12 protein-coding genes are annotated in these 15,791 nt (G+C 71.1%); 6 read left to right on the top strand and 6 right to left on the bottom strand.

The genetic code is table 11. From position 1 onward, the window contains the following. Positions 1-31: 31 nt before the first annotated feature. Together ybaK and ACFY2Q_RS16335 are read right to left on the bottom strand one after the other, a co-directional pair. On the bottom strand, positions 32-511 hold the full coding sequence (gene ybaK / locus ACFY2Q_RS16340; RefSeq protein WP_387130875.1) for a Cys-tRNA(Pro) deacylase: 480 nt from the start codon (positions 509-511) through the stop codon (positions 32-34). A 10-nt stretch (positions 512-521) separates the two neighbouring features. Beyond that, positions 522-1,718, bottom strand: coding sequence for a methyltransferase domain-containing protein (locus tag ACFY2Q_RS16335; protein ID WP_387130873.1), 1,197 nt, complete (start codon positions 1,716-1,718; stop codon positions 522-524). 257 nt (positions 1,719-1,975) lie between these two features. On the opposite strand from ACFY2Q_RS16335, the gene groES reads away from it, so the two are divergent. From groES to ACFY2Q_RS16320, 3 genes are all read left to right on the top strand, one after another. Then, positions 1,976-2,290 carry a co-chaperone GroES gene (groES, locus tag ACFY2Q_RS16330; RefSeq protein WP_030330046.1) on the top strand — a complete coding sequence of 105 codons (315 nt, stop codon included), beginning with the start codon at positions 1,976-1,978 and terminating at the stop codon, positions 2,288-2,290. A gap of 70 nt (positions 2,291-2,360) precedes the next feature. Then, the gene (gene groL / locus ACFY2Q_RS16325) at positions 2,361-4,004 is read left to right on the top strand and encodes a chaperonin GroEL (protein WP_387130871.1); all 1,644 of its coding nucleotides are present in this window, start codon (positions 2,361-2,363) and stop codon (positions 4,002-4,004) included. Between the two features lie 143 nt (positions 4,005-4,147). Beyond that, on the top strand, positions 4,148-5,869 hold the full coding sequence (locus ACFY2Q_RS16320; RefSeq protein ID WP_387130870.1) for a molybdopterin-dependent oxidoreductase: 1,722 nt from the start codon (positions 4,148-4,150) through the stop codon (positions 5,867-5,869). Between the two features lie 219 nt (positions 5,870-6,088). Here the strand turns inward: ACFY2Q_RS16320 and ACFY2Q_RS16315 are convergent, their stop codons facing one another. Then, complete coding sequence (locus tag ACFY2Q_RS16315; RefSeq protein ID WP_139583648.1) at positions 6,089-6,472, bottom strand: WhiB family transcriptional regulator; 384 nt, start codon at positions 6,470-6,472, stop codon at positions 6,089-6,091. Positions 6,473-6,727: 255 nt separating this feature from the next. On the opposite strand from ACFY2Q_RS16315, the gene ACFY2Q_RS16310 reads away from it, so the two are divergent. After that, on the top strand, positions 6,728-7,537 hold the full coding sequence (locus ACFY2Q_RS16310) for a response regulator transcription factor (RefSeq protein WP_387130868.1): 810 nt from the start codon (positions 6,728-6,730) through the stop codon (positions 7,535-7,537). 101 nt (positions 7,538-7,638) lie between these two features. Here ACFY2Q_RS16310 and ACFY2Q_RS16305 read toward each other — a convergent pair whose 3' ends face one another. Further along, a complete protein-coding gene (locus tag ACFY2Q_RS16305) occupies positions 7,639-8,058 on the bottom strand; it encodes a DUF5319 domain-containing protein (RefSeq protein ID WP_387130866.1) in 420 nt (139 codons plus the stop codon). A gap of 184 nt (positions 8,059-8,242) precedes the next feature. Between ACFY2Q_RS16305 and guaB the strand changes: the two genes are divergently transcribed. Beyond that, positions 8,243-9,805: an IMP dehydrogenase gene (gene guaB / locus ACFY2Q_RS16300; protein ID WP_387130865.1), complete on the top strand. Its 1,563-nt coding sequence runs from the start codon at positions 8,243-8,245 to the stop codon at positions 9,803-9,805. Between the two features lie 30 nt (positions 9,806-9,835). Continuing rightward, positions 9,836-10,954, top strand: coding sequence for a GuaB3 family IMP dehydrogenase-related protein (locus ACFY2Q_RS16295; protein ID WP_387130864.1), 1,119 nt, complete (start codon positions 9,836-9,838; stop codon positions 10,952-10,954). A 69-nt stretch (positions 10,955-11,023) separates the two neighbouring features. On the opposite strand, the gene ACFY2Q_RS16290 is transcribed toward ACFY2Q_RS16295, so the two are convergent. Next, positions 11,024-14,338, bottom strand: a complete 3,315-nt coding sequence (locus tag ACFY2Q_RS16290) for a ThuA domain-containing protein (protein ID WP_387130862.1) — start codon at positions 14,336-14,338, stop codon at positions 11,024-11,026. A gap of 214 nt (positions 14,339-14,552) precedes the next feature. Then, positions 14,553-15,692, bottom strand: coding sequence for a sugar phosphate isomerase/epimerase family protein (locus ACFY2Q_RS16285; protein ID WP_387130860.1), 1,140 nt, complete (start codon positions 15,690-15,692; stop codon positions 14,553-14,555). Positions 15,693-15,791 lie beyond the last annotated feature (99 nt).

Here is a 15,791-nt window from a genome sequence, read left to right as displayed (position 1 = left end):
ATCCGCCAGGCGCCGACCGTCATGAAAGTCCTCAGTGGGCTTGCAGTGCCGCAGTGCGCGCCTCGGTGAGCGCCACCAGATCCGCCGCGGCCAATTCGAGTTCCAGACCGCGCCGGCCAGCGGAGACGTAGATCGTCGGCAGGTCCAGAGCGGACTCGTCAAGCACTGTGGGCAGCCGCCGGCGCTGCCCGAGCGGGCTGATGCCGCCCCGCACATAGCCGGTGGCCCGCTCGGCGACAGCCCGGTCGGCAAGCGTCGCCCGCTTACCGCCCACCGCAGCCGCGAGGGCCTTGAGGTCCAGTTCCCCGGTGACCGGTACGACGGCCACGGTGAGCGCACTGTCCACCTCGGTCACCAGCGACTTGAACACCCGCTCCGGTGCCACCTCGAGCGCCGCCGCAACCAGCGCGCCGTAGTTCGGCGCGTCCGGCGACACGCGGTACGGATGGATGCGATGCGCGACCCCATGCTTGACCAGCAGTGCCGTCGCCGGAGTGCCCTGTCCCGCCACGCCTGAGAACCTAGTCGACCGGCTGGCACACCAGGACGGTAGGCGACCCGGCCACCCGGGTCAGCACCAGACTCGCCGCCTGGTCGCCGGCCAGCCGCAGGTCCTTCCGGAGCTGCTCCGGGGTGAGCGCCGAACCCCGCTTGAGGATCTCGACCCGCCCCACCCGGCGGTCCCGCAGCAGTGCCCGCAGGCGCTTGAGCGAGAACGGCAGCACGTCGGTGATCTCCAGGCAGCGCGCGTACGGGGTGCGGGTCGGCTGGTCGGCGTAGAGGTAGGCGATGCTCGGGTCACCGAGGGTGGCGTCCAGTTCGTCGGCTAGTTCGGCGACGAGGTGTGCGCGGACCACCGCCGAGTCCGGGTCGTACAGGTAGCGGCGCGGTGGCCCGACCGCGGCCTCGGCGGCACCCGAGCCGGTGAGCTGGTGGCGGCGGATCTCGGCGCCCTCCTGCCGGTAGAGGGTGGCGCGGCGGGTCGCCTGGGCCAGCTCGCCACACCAGAGCGCGGCCTCGACGAGGTCGCCGTCGACGCTCACCCACTCCGCCTCCGCGCCGGGTGGGATGAGCGCGTGGTCCAGCCCCGGCGCGACCTTCACCACCGTGCGTGGCACCCGCTCGGCCAGCCCGGTCACGAAGTCCCACGGCGGCGAGTAGGAGCGCGGGTCGAAGATCCGCCGGCCGGTGCCCGCCCGGCGTCGGGCCGGGTCGCAGAAGACGCCGTCGACCCGTGACACGTCGAAGGCTGTGGCGTCGCCGCACTCGACAGTGAACAACTCGGCAAGCCCGGCCGCGGCGGCGTTGGCGGCGGCCATCGCGGCGGTCACCGGATCGGCCTCCACCCCGTACACCCGGATGCCGGCGCGGGCGGCGGCGAGCGCGTCGGCGCCCAGGCCGCAACCGAGGTCGGCAAGCGTGTGCACGCCGGCCGCCCGTAGCCGTTCGGCGCGGCGGTCCGCGACGACCCGGCGGGTGGCCTGCTCCAGCCCGGCGCGGGTGAGGAACATCCCAGCGGCGGCCGGGCCGAACTTGCCGATTGCCCGGTGGCGCAGCTCGGCCTGGGTGAGCGCCGCCGCGGCCAGCGCGGGCGGCACCCCTGTCGCGCGCAGGGCCGACGCCGCGGCCAGCGGGTCGCCGCCGGCCAGCCCGGCCGCCGCCGCGAGTGCGGCCGACCCCTCGGGGGTACGCAGCGCGGCCAGTTGGTCGAGATCCACCCGGTCATTCTCCGGGTGGATCCGGAAATCCACGCTGGCGGGGCGCGACTCGCTGGCACTCTCCTTGACGGAGTGCTAGCCACGGAATAACCTGCGATTAGCACTCTCACCCCGAGGGTGCCAGCTCCCGGGTCTCGGCCCGGGCGCGCAACGCCAGGCGGACCGGCACCCGCGACGACGGTCCCGCCCGGTGGCATGAGGCAATTGACGCTGGCCGGCCGCGCCGGCCGGTAACGAAACCAGTACCCCAGGAGGGTATGCCCGTGACTACCGCGACCAAGGTTGCGATCAAGCCGCTCGAGGACCGCATCGTGGTCCAGGCGAACGAGGCTGAGACCACCACGGCGTCGGGCATCGTGATCCCCGACACCGCCAAGGAGAAGCCGCAGGAGGGCACTGTCCTCGCTGTGGGCCCGGGGCGCGTCGACGACAACGGCAACCGGGTTCCGGTTGACGTGCAGGTCGGCGACACCGTCCTCTACTCGAAGTACGGCGGCACCGAGGTCAAGTACGCCGGCGAGGAGTACCTGGTGCTCTCCGCCCGCGACGTCCTCGCGGTCATCGAGAAGTAAGCAACCGATCAGTGTCGTCGCCCCGGTCCGGCTCGCCGGGCCGGGGCGACGTCGCTTCGAAGGGACATACATGGCGAAGATCCTCAGCTTCTCGGACGACGCCCGGCACCTGCTGGAGCACGGTGTCAACGCCCTTGCTGACGCGGTCAAGGTCACCCTCGGCCCGCGCGGGCGCAACGTCGTCCTGGACAAGAAGTTCGGTGCGCCGACGATCACCAACGATGGTGTGACCATCGCCAAGGAGATCGAGCTCACCAACCCCTACGAGAACCTCGGCGCGCAGCTGGTCAAGGAGGTGGCGACCAAGACCAACGACGTCGCCGGCGACGGGACCACCACCGCGACCGTGCTGGCGCAGGCGATGGTCCGTGAGGGCCTGCGCAACGTCACCGCCGGGACCAACCCGGCCGGCCTCAAGCGGGGCATCGACGCGGCGGCCGCCAAGATCTCCGAGGCGCTGCTCGGTCGGGCCGTCGAGGTCGCCGACAAGAAGTCGATCGCGAACGTGGCGACGATCTCCGCGCAGGACGCCACGATCGGCGAGCTGATCGCCGAGGCGATGGAGCGGGTCGGCCGCGACGGTGTCATCACCGTCGAGGAGGGCTCGATGCTCACCACCGAGCTGGAGGTGACCGAGGGTCTCCAGTTCGACAAGGGCTTCATCTCGCCCAACTTCGTCACCGACCTGGAGGGCCAGGAGTCCGTCCTCGAGGACCCGTACATCCTGGTCACCACGCAGAAGATCTCCGCGATCGAGGAGCTGCTGCCGCTGCTGGAGAAGGTCCTCCAGAACAGCAAGCCGCTGCTGATCATCGCCGAGGACGTGGAGGGCCAGGCGCTCTCCACCCTCGTGGTCAACTCGCTGCGCAAGACGCTCAAGGTCTGCGCGGTAAAGGCCCCGGGCTTCGGCGACCGCCGCAAGGCGATGCTCCAGGACATCGCCATCTCCACGGGCGCCGAGCTTGTCGCCCCGGAGCTTGGCTACAAGATCGACCAGGTTGGCCTGGAGGTGCTGGGCACCGCCCGGCGCGTCGTGGTCGACAAGGAGAACACCACGATCGTCGACGGTGGCGGCCAGAAGGCCGACGTCGAGGACCGGGTCTCCCAGATCCGCAAGGAGATCGAGGCCTCCGACTCCGACTGGGACCGGGAGAAGCTGGCCGAGCGGCTGGCGAAGCTCTCCGGTGGCATCGCCGTGATCAAGGTGGGTGCGGCGACCGAGGTCGAGATGAAGGAGCGCAAGCACCGCATCGAGGACGCCATCGCGGCGACCAAGGCTGCGGTCGAGGAGGGCACCGTGCCCGGCGGCGGCGCCGCCCTGGTGCAGATCCTTTCGGTGCTCGACGACGACCTGGGCTTCACCGGTGAGGAGAAGGTCGGCGTCTCGGTCGTGCGCAAGTCGCTCGTCGAGCCGCTGCGCTGGATCGCGCAGAACGCCGGTCACGACGGCTACGTCGTGACCCAGAAGGTCGCCGACATGCAGTGGGGCCACGGCCTCGACGCCGCCACCGGCGAGTACGGCGACCTGGTCAAGTCCGGCATCATCGACCCGGTGAAGGTGACCCGCAACGCGGTCACCAACGCCGCCTCGATCGCTGGCCTGCTGCTCACCACGGAGAGCCTCGTGGTGGAGAAGCCGGAGCAGGCCGAGCCGGCCGCCGCGGGCGGCGGGCACGGCCACGGCCACGGCCACCAGCACGGGCCGGGCTTCTGACCCGCAGCTCCACCGTTTCCGGGGCGCACCGCCGATGGCGGTGTGCCCCGGTTCGTCTCCACGGTGATCACTGAGCGTCGACGGTGATCAGTGAGCGTCGACGCCGTTGGCGGGTCGGCGAGAGGACCGCGCACACTGGGCCGATGAGCACCACGTCGCGTCGGTACGCCGCGCTGGCCGGAGTCACCGCCGCCGCCGCCACGATCGGCATCGCCGAACCGGTGGCCGTGCTGACCGGCCCCCGATCGGCACCGCTTGTCGCGGTCGGCGGGGCTGTCGTCGACGCTGCCCCCGAGCCGCTGAAGCATTTCGCCATCGACGTCTTCGGCACCGCCGACAAGATCGCCCTGCTGGTCGGCACGGCAGTGCTGCTGGGCGGGTTCGCCGCGCTTATCGGAGTGCTTGCGATCCGCCGTCTGGTGTTCGGCCTGGTCGGCATCGCGGCGTTGGGTGCCATCGGGGTGGCCGCCGCGGTGACCCGTCCCGGCGCGGACCTCGCCGACGCCCTGCCGTCGCTTGTCGGCGGCGGGCTGGGCGCCCTGGTGCTGTGGCTGTTCATCGCCGGCCCGCTGGAGCTGGACCCCTGGCCCTGGTCACCACCCACCCCACCCGCGCCGACCGCCGCCCACCCAGGGCCGCCAGCCGCCCCGCAGTCGCCGGTTGGGCCCGCGGTTCCGCCGTCTTCGGCCGGGCCGGCGGCTTCGCCGTCTCCGGTTGGCCCGGCGGCCCCGGCGGCCCCGGGTGGGCCGTCGGTCCCGGCGGCCCCGGTCGGGCCGGATCGAGCTGAGGGGGTCGATCCGGAGTCGCGTCGGCGGTTCCTCACCGGCACCGGGGTGCTGCTCGGTACGGCCGCGGTGGCCGGTCTGGGCGGTCGTTGGCTGGCCGGGCGGCGCGGGGTGTCGGCCGCCCGGGACGCGATCCGGCTGCCCGCCCCGGTCGCGCCCGCGGCGGCGGTGCCAGCGGGCGCGGATCTCCCGGTAGCCCAGCTCGCCTCGTACGTCACCCCGAACTTCGGGTTCTACCGGATCGACACCGCGCTCGTCGTGCCGCAGGTGGACCCGGACACCTGGCGGCTGCGGATCCACGGGCGGGTCCGCAACGAGCGCACCTACAGCCTCGCCGACCTGCTGGCCCGGCCGCTTGTCGAGAGGTACGTGACGCTTGCCTGCGTCTCCAACGAGGTGGGCGGGGACCTGATCGGCAACGCCCGCTGGCTCGGCGTACCCCTGCGGGAACTGCTGGACGAGGTCGAGCCGGCCGACAACGCCGACCAGGTCGTCGGCCGGTCGGTCGACGGCTGGACCTGCGGCACCCCCACGGCGGCCCTGCGCGACGGGCGGGACGCGCTGCTGGCGATCGGCATGAACGGTGAGCCGCTGCCGGTCGAGCACGGCTTCCCGGCCCGGATGGTGGTGCCCGGCCTCTACGGCTATGTGTCGGCCTGCAAGTGGGTGACCGAGCTTGAGCTGACCCGGTTCACGGACTTCGACGCGTACTGGGTGCCGCGCGGCTGGTCCCGCGAGGGCCCGATCAAGACCCAGTCGCGGATCGACGCGCCTCGGCGGCGCAACCGGCTGACCACTGGCCCGGTCACCGTGGCCGGGGTGGCGTGGGCGCAGCATCGGGGCATCCGTCGCGTCGAGGTACGCGTCGACGACGGGCCCTGGCAGGAGGCGGAACTGGCACCGACGGTGTCGGTGGACACCTGGGTGCAGTGGTCGTGGCGCTGGGACGCCACGCCGGGCGAGCACCGGCTCCAGGTCCGCGCGACCGACGCGACGGGTGAGACCCAGACCGAGCGTACGCAGGGCGTCGTCCCGGACGGCGCCACCGGCTGGCACACGGTCACCGTAAACGTCCGCTGAGCACCCACCCCACGTCCCACCGACGCGGAATCCCGCAGATCTTGGACAGTTTCCGTTCCGCGCGAACGGAAACTGTCCAAGATCTGCGCGCGACGAGCCGTAGAGGCGCGAAGCGCGCCGGCGGTTGGCGTGCGCACGGGCCGCCTGCGGCTGGGGGCACGCGCGAACCGCGCCCTGTTGGGGGGCGCGGTTCGCAGTATGTCTGGGGGAGTGTCGGGGTCAGGCGACGTTGCGCTGGGCCGGGACTGTCGACTTGTGCGGGCGGCCGAGTCGGGCCTCCAGGCGGGCGACGTCGACCCGGGCGTGCCGGCGGTCCGCCAGGTCCTCCCAGCCGACGGCGAGCAGCCGCAGCCGCTCCGACTCGCTGAAGCCACCCCACACGCCGTACGGCTCGCGGACCGACAGCGCGTGCGCGGCGCATTCGGCGCGGACCGGGCAGGCGCGGCAGACGGCCTTCGCGGACGACTCCCGACGCAGCCGGGAGGAACCCCGCTCGCCGTCGGGGTGGAAGAACTGGGCGCTGTCCCGGCCTCGGCAGGCACCGAGCCGCTGCCAGTCCCAAAGGTCGACGATGGGTCCGGGCAGTCTACGTACGTTCGACATCAGCACCCCTCCTCCCGCGCGGCACCGCGAGATCCTTGTGGCTGGCTTCCGGGCGGCGGGCCGCGCAGGCGCACCGTTCCCGTGCCTGGACCATCGGTACCCAGGCCGTCGCCGACTCACACACGTGTGATCCAAAACGCTCGGCAACTTACGGCTTTTGCCCTAGTTGTCGGAAAAGTTCAAATGATTGCCCGGAACCCCCTCCTCAGCCGACGTCGTCATGGTCTGCTCGTGTGCGGAGAGGAGACCACCACAGTGCGTACTGTTCTTGTGTGCGTTCGGACACCACTCGCGGCCCAGCACCTGACATCCGCTGCCGCGCGGCTGGGGTTGTCCGCGATCGTCCGTACCGCCGTCTCCGATCCCGAGGTGATGCTTCGGCTGGCCGAGCGGCCGGCCGACGTGGTGCTTGCTGACACGGCCCTCACCCGGCCGGACAGCGCGGGCTTCGTCCGCCGGGTGTTGGCCCGCGCGCCGCAGGCCGCCGTGCTGCTGCTCGGCACCGAGGAGTCCGAGGCCGCGGCGGCCACCATCAGCGCCGGTGCCCGAGGCCTGATCCAGAACGTCGACCATGACCTGACCAGCGCGGTGGCCAAGGCCCTGCTGCTGCTTACCGCGCCCGGCCGGACGTCCCGACAGCGGGTCACCGACCCGGCCCGGGACACCGCGGCGGTCGGCGGCTCGGGCCGCTCGGCGCCGACCCTGCGGGGGGCCGCCGAGTCGAGCTGGGCCGTGGAGGCTTCGGCGGGCGTGCCGTCGGTGCCGGTGCAGCGGGGTGAGGACGAGCCCGAACCGGCCGCCGACGAGTCGACGACGAGCCAGGACGACCCGTCCCGGCCCGCCCCGAACACCCGTCCCACCCGGGCGTCGATCGGGCTCACCGAGCGGGAGTTGCAGGTCCTGCTCGGCATGGCCGAGGGCAAGAGCAACGCGGAGATCGGCCGGGAGCTGTTCGTGTCGGAGGACACCGTCAAGACGCACGCCCGGCGGCTGTTCCGCAAGCTCGGTGCCCGCGACCGGGCTCACGCGGTGGCGGCCGGCTTCCGCGCCGGCCTGGTCGCCTGACGAGGGGCGCACCGCACGCCTTGATCGTGCTCGAACCAGGTAAGAGTGGCCTCCCCGGACCGGGGAGGCCACTCTTTACAGCGGGATCTTGAGCAGCGGGCTCAGTCCGTCGTGGCGGAGGCGTCCGGCTCGTCCTCGGTGCCCTCGGTCAGGGTGTCGTGCACCCCGTCGGCGTACCCACGCGCGTAGTCCCAGGTCACATAGTGGTCCGGGTCGGGGTCGTACGCCGGCTCGTGGACACGAGGGCGCCCCGAGTTGAGCAGGTGCCGCAGGTTGCCCCGCAGCAGGTCCCAGTCGAAGTAGTGCGGCTCGCGGCAGTCCTCGCATTCGATTACCAGCCCGCGCACCCCGATCGGGGCCAGCAGAGCCTGGTAGATCTCCAGGTCAGCGAGGTCTTCGAGCACATCCTGTCGCTCGACGTCGGTAAGCGGATCCGGCGTCGAGTCGTCGCCCGGATCGTCCAGCCCCGCGGTCGGGTCGGCCGGGTCGCCGTTGAACGGGTCGATGGGCTCGTCGTGCACCCCCTCACCGTAGACCCAACGCCGGGCGAACGCCCGCCCCCCGCACCGCGCCGGACTACCGCCACCGCCGGAGGTCGCCCAGCTCACTGGGTACGATGGGACGACGTGCCGGCTCCGTGGCGTGTCTGTGTGCCCGTCCGCGCCACCTCGCTGAAGCCCATCCGAGCAGCTCAGGGGAGCAATCGTGGAAAATTCGCCCAGCACCGATCTTCCGGCCGGCGTGGAGCACGCCGACCTGGGCGGCCACCTGCCCGAGTTGCCGGCCGGCTCGGCGCGTGTCGTTCCGCTCGGGCTCACCTTCGACGACGTGCTGTTGCAGCCGGGCGAGTCGGACGTGGTGCCCAGCCGGGTCAACACCCGTACGAAGCTCACCCGCAACATCGAGCTGACCATTCCGCTGCTGTCCAGCGCCATGGACACCGTCACCGAGGCGCGGATGGCGATCGCGATGGCCCGCCAGGGCGGCATCGGCGTGCTGCACCGCAACCTGTCGGTGGACGACCAGGCGCTCCAGGTCGACCTGGTCAAGCGCTCGGAGTCCGGCATGATCACCAACCCGGTGACGGCCAGCCCCGACGACACCCTGCGTGAGGTCGACGAGCTGTGCGGCCGGTACCGGATCTCCGGCGTGCCGGTGGTCGACCGCGACGGCCAGCTGGTCGGCATCGTCACCAACCGCGACATGCGCTTCGTCTCCGAGCCGGACACCCCGGTCCACGAGATCATGACCCGGACCCCGCTGATCACCGCCCAGGTCGGGGTGAGCAAGGACGACGCGCTGGAGCTGCTGCGCCGGCACAAGGTCGAGAAGCTGCCGATCGTGGACGACTCGGGTCGGCTGCGCGGGCTGATCACCGTCAAGGACTTCACCAAGAGCGAGCAGTACCCGGAGGCCACCAAGGACGGCGCGGGCCGGCTCCGGGTGGCCGCCGCGATCGGCGTCGGCGAGGATTCCTACAAGCGGGCCCGGACGCTCGTCGACGCGGGCGTGGACGTGCTGATCGTGGACACCGCGCACGGCCACCAGCGGGCCGTGCTGGACATGGTCCGCCGGCTCAAGAAGGACGTGACCGTCGAGATCGTGGGCGGCAACGTGGCCACGTACGCCGGCGCGAAGGCACTTGTCGACGCGGGCGCCGACGGGGTCAAGGTAGGTGTCGGTCCGGGCGCGATCTGCACCACCCGGATCGTCGCCGGGGTCGGCGTGCCGCAGATCACCGCGATCATGGAGGCCGCTCGGGCCGCCCGCCCGGCCGGTGTTCCGGTGATCGGTGACGGCGGCATCCAATACTCGGGCGACATCGCCAAGGCGCTCGTCGCCGGCGCCGACACGGTGATGCTCGGCAGCCTGCTGGCCGGCTGCGAGGAGAGCCCCGGCGAGCTGATCTTCGTCAACGGCAAGCAGTTCAAGGCGTACCGCGGGATGGGCTCGCTCGGCGCGATGCAGTCCCGTGGCCAGGCCAAGTCGTACTCGAAGGACCGCTACTTCCAGCAGGACGTGCTCAGCGACGACAAGCTGGTCCCCGAGGGCGTCGAGGGCCAGGTGCCGTACCGGGGGCCGCTCTCCCGGGTGGCCCACCAGCTGGTCGGCGGGCTGCGGCTGGCGATGGGGTACGCCGGTGCGGAGAACATCCCCGACCTGCACCACAGGGGCCAGCTCATCCGGATCACTGCGGCCGGGCTCAAGGAGAGCCACCCGCACGACATCCAGATGACCGTCGAGGCGCCCAACTACCACACTCGCTGACCCACCACCCCCAACCACCTGGAGTCCCCCATGCGTGACGTGGTCGAGATCGGGCTGGGCAAGACCGCGCAGCGCGGCTACCACCTGGACGACATCGCCATCGTGCCGAGCCGCCGGACCCGGGACGTCGACGACGTCTCCACCGCCTGGCAGCTCGACGCGTACCCGTTCGGCATTCCCTGCGTCGGGCACCCCTCCGACGCCACGATGAGCCCGTCGTCGGCGGTGCGGCTCGGCCAGCTCGGCGGCCTCGGCGTGCTCAACGTCGAAGGTCTGTGGACCCGCTACGAGAACCCGGCGAAGGTGCTTGAGGAGTTGGCCGGCCTCGACGAGGACGCCCGCGCCACCAAGCGGCTCCAGGAGGTGTACGCCGAGCCGATCCGCCCGGACCTGATCGCCGAGCGGGTTCGTGAACTGCGGGCCGGCGGCGGCACGGTGGCGGTGCGGGTGTCTCCGCAGCACACCCTGGCGCTGGCGCCGGTGATCCTGGACGCCGGGGTGGACATCCTCGTCATCCAGGGCACCATCGTCTCGGCCGAGCACGTGTCGACGACCGACGAGCCGTTGAACCTCAAGGAGTTCATCGCCGACCTCGACCTGCCGGTGATCGTGGGTGGCTGCACCGACTACAAGACGGCGCTGCACCTGATGCGCACCGGCGCGGCCGGTGTGATCGTGGGCATCGGCGGCGACGAGTGGTCGACCACCGAGTCGGTGCTGGGCATCCGGGTGCCGATGGCCAGCGCGATCGCCGACGCCGCGGCGGCCCGCCGGGACTACCTCGACGAGACCGGTGGCCGGTACGTGCACCTGATCGCCGACGGCGACATCCAGACCTCGGGCGACATCGCCAAGGCGCTCGGTTGCGGCGCGGACGCGGTGATGCTCGGCGAGCCGCTGTCGCTCTGCGAGGAGGCCCCCGCCGGTGGTGCCTGGTGGCACTCGGCGGCGAGCCACCCGTCGCTGCCCCGGGGCGCGTTCGAGGTTTCCGGCGACCCGATCGGCTCGATGGAGCAGTTGCTCTTCGGCCCGGCCGACGAGGCCGACGGTCAGCTCAACCTGTTCGGCGGCCTGCGCCGGGCGATGGCCAAGTGCGGTTACCGCGACCTCAAGGAGTTCCAGAAGGTCGGCCTGGTCCTCGACCGCTGACCCGTCCCACACACGCCGGAAGGCCGGCCCCGCCACGCTGCGGGGCCGGCCTCCGTCTTACCGGGGGCGTCAGCCCACGGTGAACTCGACCCAGTTGAGGTTGCCCAGGCCGCTGGTCGGCCCGCCGGGTACGGCGGTGTAGACCAGGTAGAGCCGGTGCGCCCCGGCCGGTTGGTTCACCGGCACCGCAGTGCTGGTGAAGTCCGCGTTGCCGGTGGTCGCGTTGAGCGTCGCCGTGGCGACGAGCGGGCCGGTGGGCGAGTCGAGCCGCAGCTCCACCGCCGCGCGGGGCGTGCCGGCGGTGGCGGCCGACCCTCCGGAGTGCCGCAGCGTCACGCTGGACACCCCACCCAGGTTGATCGGGTCGAAGGCGATGTGGTCGCCCGGGTCGATCGAGGTGACGTGCTGCCCACCGCCGGTGTCACCGGTGTTGGCGAGTGTGACGCCCTCCTTCACCTGGGCGTTCTCGGCCTGCTGACGAGGCGTCTGGATGATCGTCTGGCCGACCGTGGTGAGCGGGGCCTGACCGCCGCCACCGAGGTCGGTGTAGGAGGCGCTGATTCCGCCGTACAGGTAGCCGCCGGCGTGGTCGCCGCCGTCGGCGGGGGTGGCGAGCATGCCCGTGCAGCCGGTGGTGGAGCTGTCCGGGTGCCCGTGGCTGTCGTGGCCGAGGACGAACGTCACTGTCACACGCGCGCAGTCCACCGGCCCGTCCTCCGGGTCGGTCACCGTGATGGTGAACGGCACGCTGTCGCCCCAGTTGAAGAAGCTGCCGCCGACCGGGGAGGTGACGGTCACCGTGGGCGCGGTGTTGCCGACCACGATCTCCTTGGTGAGTACGGCGGTCCTACCGCTGGAGTCGGTCACCGTCAGCTTGGCGCTGTAGGTGCCGTTGACGGTGTAGGTGAACGACGGGTTGGGGTCGGCCGAGTCGACAGTGCCGTCGTTCGTGAAGTCCCAGGCGTACGAGATGGACTCGCCCGGGTCCGGGTCGTAGCTGCCGGCCGAGGAGAACTGGACGGTCAGCGGTGTCGTGCCGTTGGTCGGGGTGGCGTCGAGCTTCGCCACCGGCGACCGCTGGCCCTTGACGTACCGGATCACCGACAGCTGTGCGTCCGGGTTGGCCCGGAAGAAGCCGTCGCCGTACTCCAGCAGGTAGAGCGAGCCGTCCGGGCCGAACTCCATGTCCATCGGGTTGTCGAAGACGAAGCCCGGCAGGAACTGCTCCACGCCGGTCAGGTTGCCCTTGCCGTCGGTACGCATCATGAAGATCTTGTCGCGGGTGAACTCACCGAAGACCACCGCGTTCTGGTAGTACTCGGGGAACTTCACCTCGGAGGACGACTTCGGGTCGTACGAGTAGATCGGGCCGCCCATCGGGCCGACGCCGCCGGTGCCGATCACCGGCCACGTGAAGTCGCAGGCGACCGGCGGGTTCTCCAGGTAGGCCCCGGCGCACGGGGTACGCGCGTCGAACGTGTACCAGAACTGCGGCTGCTCGACCTTCGGCAGCACCCGCAGGCCCGTGTTGCGCGGCGAGTCGTTTACCGGTGCGGCGCAGTTGAACGGCGCGCCGGAGGTCCGGGTGACGAAGTCGTAGTCGATGTACGGCAGGCTCGGCGAGTAGCAGTACGGCCAGCCGTAGTTGCCGGCCTTCTTGGTGGCGAACCAGCGGCCGGTGCCGTCCGGGCCCCGGGTAGCGCTTGGCACGCGGGAGTCCGGGGAGTAGTCACCGACGTACACCGTGCCGTCGGCGCCCACGTCGTACCGGAACGGGTTGCGCAGCCCCATCAGGAAGATCTCCGGGCGGGTCTTGCCGGCCAGGTCCTTCGCCTCGTCGAAGAGGTTGCCCTTCGGGACGCTGTACGACCCGTTCGCGTTGACCTTGATGCGCAGCAGCTTGCCGCGCAGGTCGTTGGTGTTGCCCGACGAGCGCTGCGCGTCGTAGCCGGGGCCCTGGGTCGGCGACTCGTTGATCGGTGTGTAGCCGTCGGAGCCGCCGGCGTTTGTGTCGTCCCCGGTGACCAGGTAGAGCAGGCCCTTGGCGTCGAACTTGATCTCGCCGGCCACGTGGCAGCAGATGCCACGGTCAGTTTCGACCCGGAGGATCTGCTGCTCGGTGCTCATGTCCAGGTGCGGGGTGGGGGTCTCCACCAGCTTGACCCGGGAGAGCTGGTTGTAGCCCCTGAACTTGTCCCACACGGTCGGGTCGGTGGAGGTGGCCGGCGCGTCGCCCTCGTTGACGCCCGGGGTGGCCGGGTCGTCGACAGGGGTGTTCAGCTTCGGTGCGTAGTAGATGTAGACCCACTTGTTCTTCGCGAAGTCCCTGTCGATCGCGACGGACTGGAGGCCGTCCTCGTCGTGCTGGTACACGTCGATGGTGGTGATCACCGGGCTGGCGCCGGTGGCGGGGTCGTAGAGCCGCACCTCGCCGCTGCGGGTGTTGTGCAGCACCCGGCCGTCGGGGAGCACGGACAGCGACATCGGCTCGCCCGGCTGGCCGTTGAGGGTGACCTTCTCGTAGTTGCCGAGCACCGTGGCACCGCAGTCGCCCTCGACCACGCCTGCCGACCAGCGGATGCCGCCGAGCAGGTGCTCGCGGAACTTCGCCGAGCGGTACGTCTCGGCACTGTGCCCGAGGCCTGTGTAGAAGGAGCGCCCGCCCTGGTAGTCCTTGCACCAGGTGATCGGGTGGTCGTACCCCATGGTGCCGCCGGTGTAGGTCTTCTCGTCCACAGTGGCCAGCACGTGCGCGGTGCCGCGCACATTGCGGTCGAAGTTGTACCACTCCTCGGTGAGGGTGAGCGTGCGCGGCAGTGTCTCGGACGCCGGGTGGGCGCGGTCGGCCACGTTCAGCACGCCATGGCTGACCGGCGAGGCGCTGGCGACCTTCGCGCCGACCAACTCCTGGTAGAAGGCCCAGTCCGGCTCGGTCTCCGCCGCCGCGTGTACGCCGACGTAGCCGCCGCCGGCCTTCACGTACGCCTCGAAGGCAGCCTCCTGGCTGGCGTCGAGCACGTCGCCGCTGGTGTTGAGGAAGACCACGGCCCGGTACTTCGCCAGTTCGGCGGGGGTGAACACGGCGGCGTCCCTGCTAACCGTGACCGTGAATTTGTTGGTCTTGGCCAGCTTCTGGATCGTGTCGACGCCGTCGTTTATGGACGCGCGCCGTTCACCAGCGGTCTTGGTGAAGACGAGCACCTGGTAGCTCTTCGGGGCGCGCTTGTCGGAGCGGAGTGCGGCGGGGCCGTTCTCCGCGGCGGCCGCCCCGGTCGGGGCTGGGTTGGCCGGCGCCGCGGCGGCGGGAGCGGCGGAGATGAGGGGGATGGTCAGGAAGAGCCCAGCGGCGACGGCGAACCATCGTCGTCCGGTCGGTCGGATCATCGTTCCTCCGGTGTTCGGCGGGCGCGCGGCATCCCCGGCCTGGTGAGGGCCGGCCGCGCGACTGCGGTGGGGATGGACCGTGCGCGTCCCGTCGCCGTACGGGAGCGCGAAGGTGACCGGGCGGTCTGTGACCCTGCCCGTCACCGGCCGCCGGCTCGATGGCCGGCGGAGTGTGGCACGGCCGGCGTCGGGCGGACGCCGGCCGTGCGGGGTGCTACTTCTTGAGGTAGATCGTCAGGTCGGACATGTTGCGGTAGCTGAGCTCCGCGAAGTCAAGCGACTGCCCGCGGTTGGCGGTCCCGCCGGGGGCGGTGTCCATCTCCCAGTTGGCGTGGTGGAAGTCGCGCTCGCCGATGGTCTGGAAGAACTGCTGGAAGTTGATGTCGCCCTCGCCGAGGGGGACCATCTGGTGGCCGTTGGCCACGCTCGTGTCCCGGTCGCCGTCCTTGGCGTGGAAGAGCGGGAACCTGGTGGTCCGGTCGGCCACGTTGAGGATCGGGTCGAACAGGTCGGTCACTTCGCGGCCGGCCGGGTCGACGTACTTCTGGTGCTTGTAGCGGGCCACGTAGCCCCAGTAGATGTCGAACTCGAAGAAGACGTACCGGGGGTCGGTCTTGCCGAAGAAGTACTCCAGCCGCCGGATGCCCGACGAGCGGGTGGGGCGGCCCTGTGCGTCGAGCGGCCCGGAGTCGAGCAGGAAGCTGTACGCGACGTCGTGGTTGTGCGTGTAGAGCCGCATGCCACGGGCACGTGCCTGCCGGCCCAACTCGTTCCAGGTGTCGGCGGCGGCGTCCCAGTCGGCCTTGTAGGCGCTGTTGGTCGGGTCGCTGCCCGTGCCGATGTTCTTCATGCCGAGTTCCTCGGCGATGTCCAGCTGCTCCTGGAAGGTGGCCGCCTGGACCGAGGCGTGGGTGCCGTTGGCGACCAGACCGTTGTCATCGAGGATCTTGCGGATCTCGCGCGGGGTGATCTGCCGGCCGAGGATCGAGGTGTGCTGGGTGTAACCGGCGAACTCGATCTCCTTGTAGCCGATCTCGGCCAGCCGGGCGAGGACGCGCTCGAAGCCGTACGGTACGCCGCTGTCGTCGGGTGCTGCGGTGATCCGGTCCCGGACGCTGTAGAGGATGATGCCGCGGTTCTTCGACGGGATCAGCGGTTCGACCCGCAGCTTGCTCTTCCCCTTGTCCTTGTCCTTGCCCTTGTCCTTCGGGTGGGCGAGCGCGGGGGCGCCGGTGGCGAGGACCGGTAGGCCGGCCGCGCCGATCACGGCGGCGGCGCTGGCCGAGGCGGCGAGAAGGGAACGGCGGCTGAGTCGGCTGGCCGGTGTGGCGTCGGGTGCGGTTCGGTCTGGCATTGTCCCACCTTTCGCGACGGCGGATGCCGTCGATAACGATCAGCAAGAGATGCGACGTGGGGTTCCGTCGCGGGGCGCCGCCGAGCGCCCGGTCCGCGC

Origin of the sequence: Micromonospora sp. NPDC000316, assembly GCF_042898885.1 — a bacterium.
Lineage (GTDB): Bacteria > Actinomycetota > Actinomycetes > Mycobacteriales > Micromonosporaceae > Micromonospora.
Note: the sequence above shows the minus strand (reverse complement) of the source record. Positions and strands in the feature narration are given on the sequence as shown.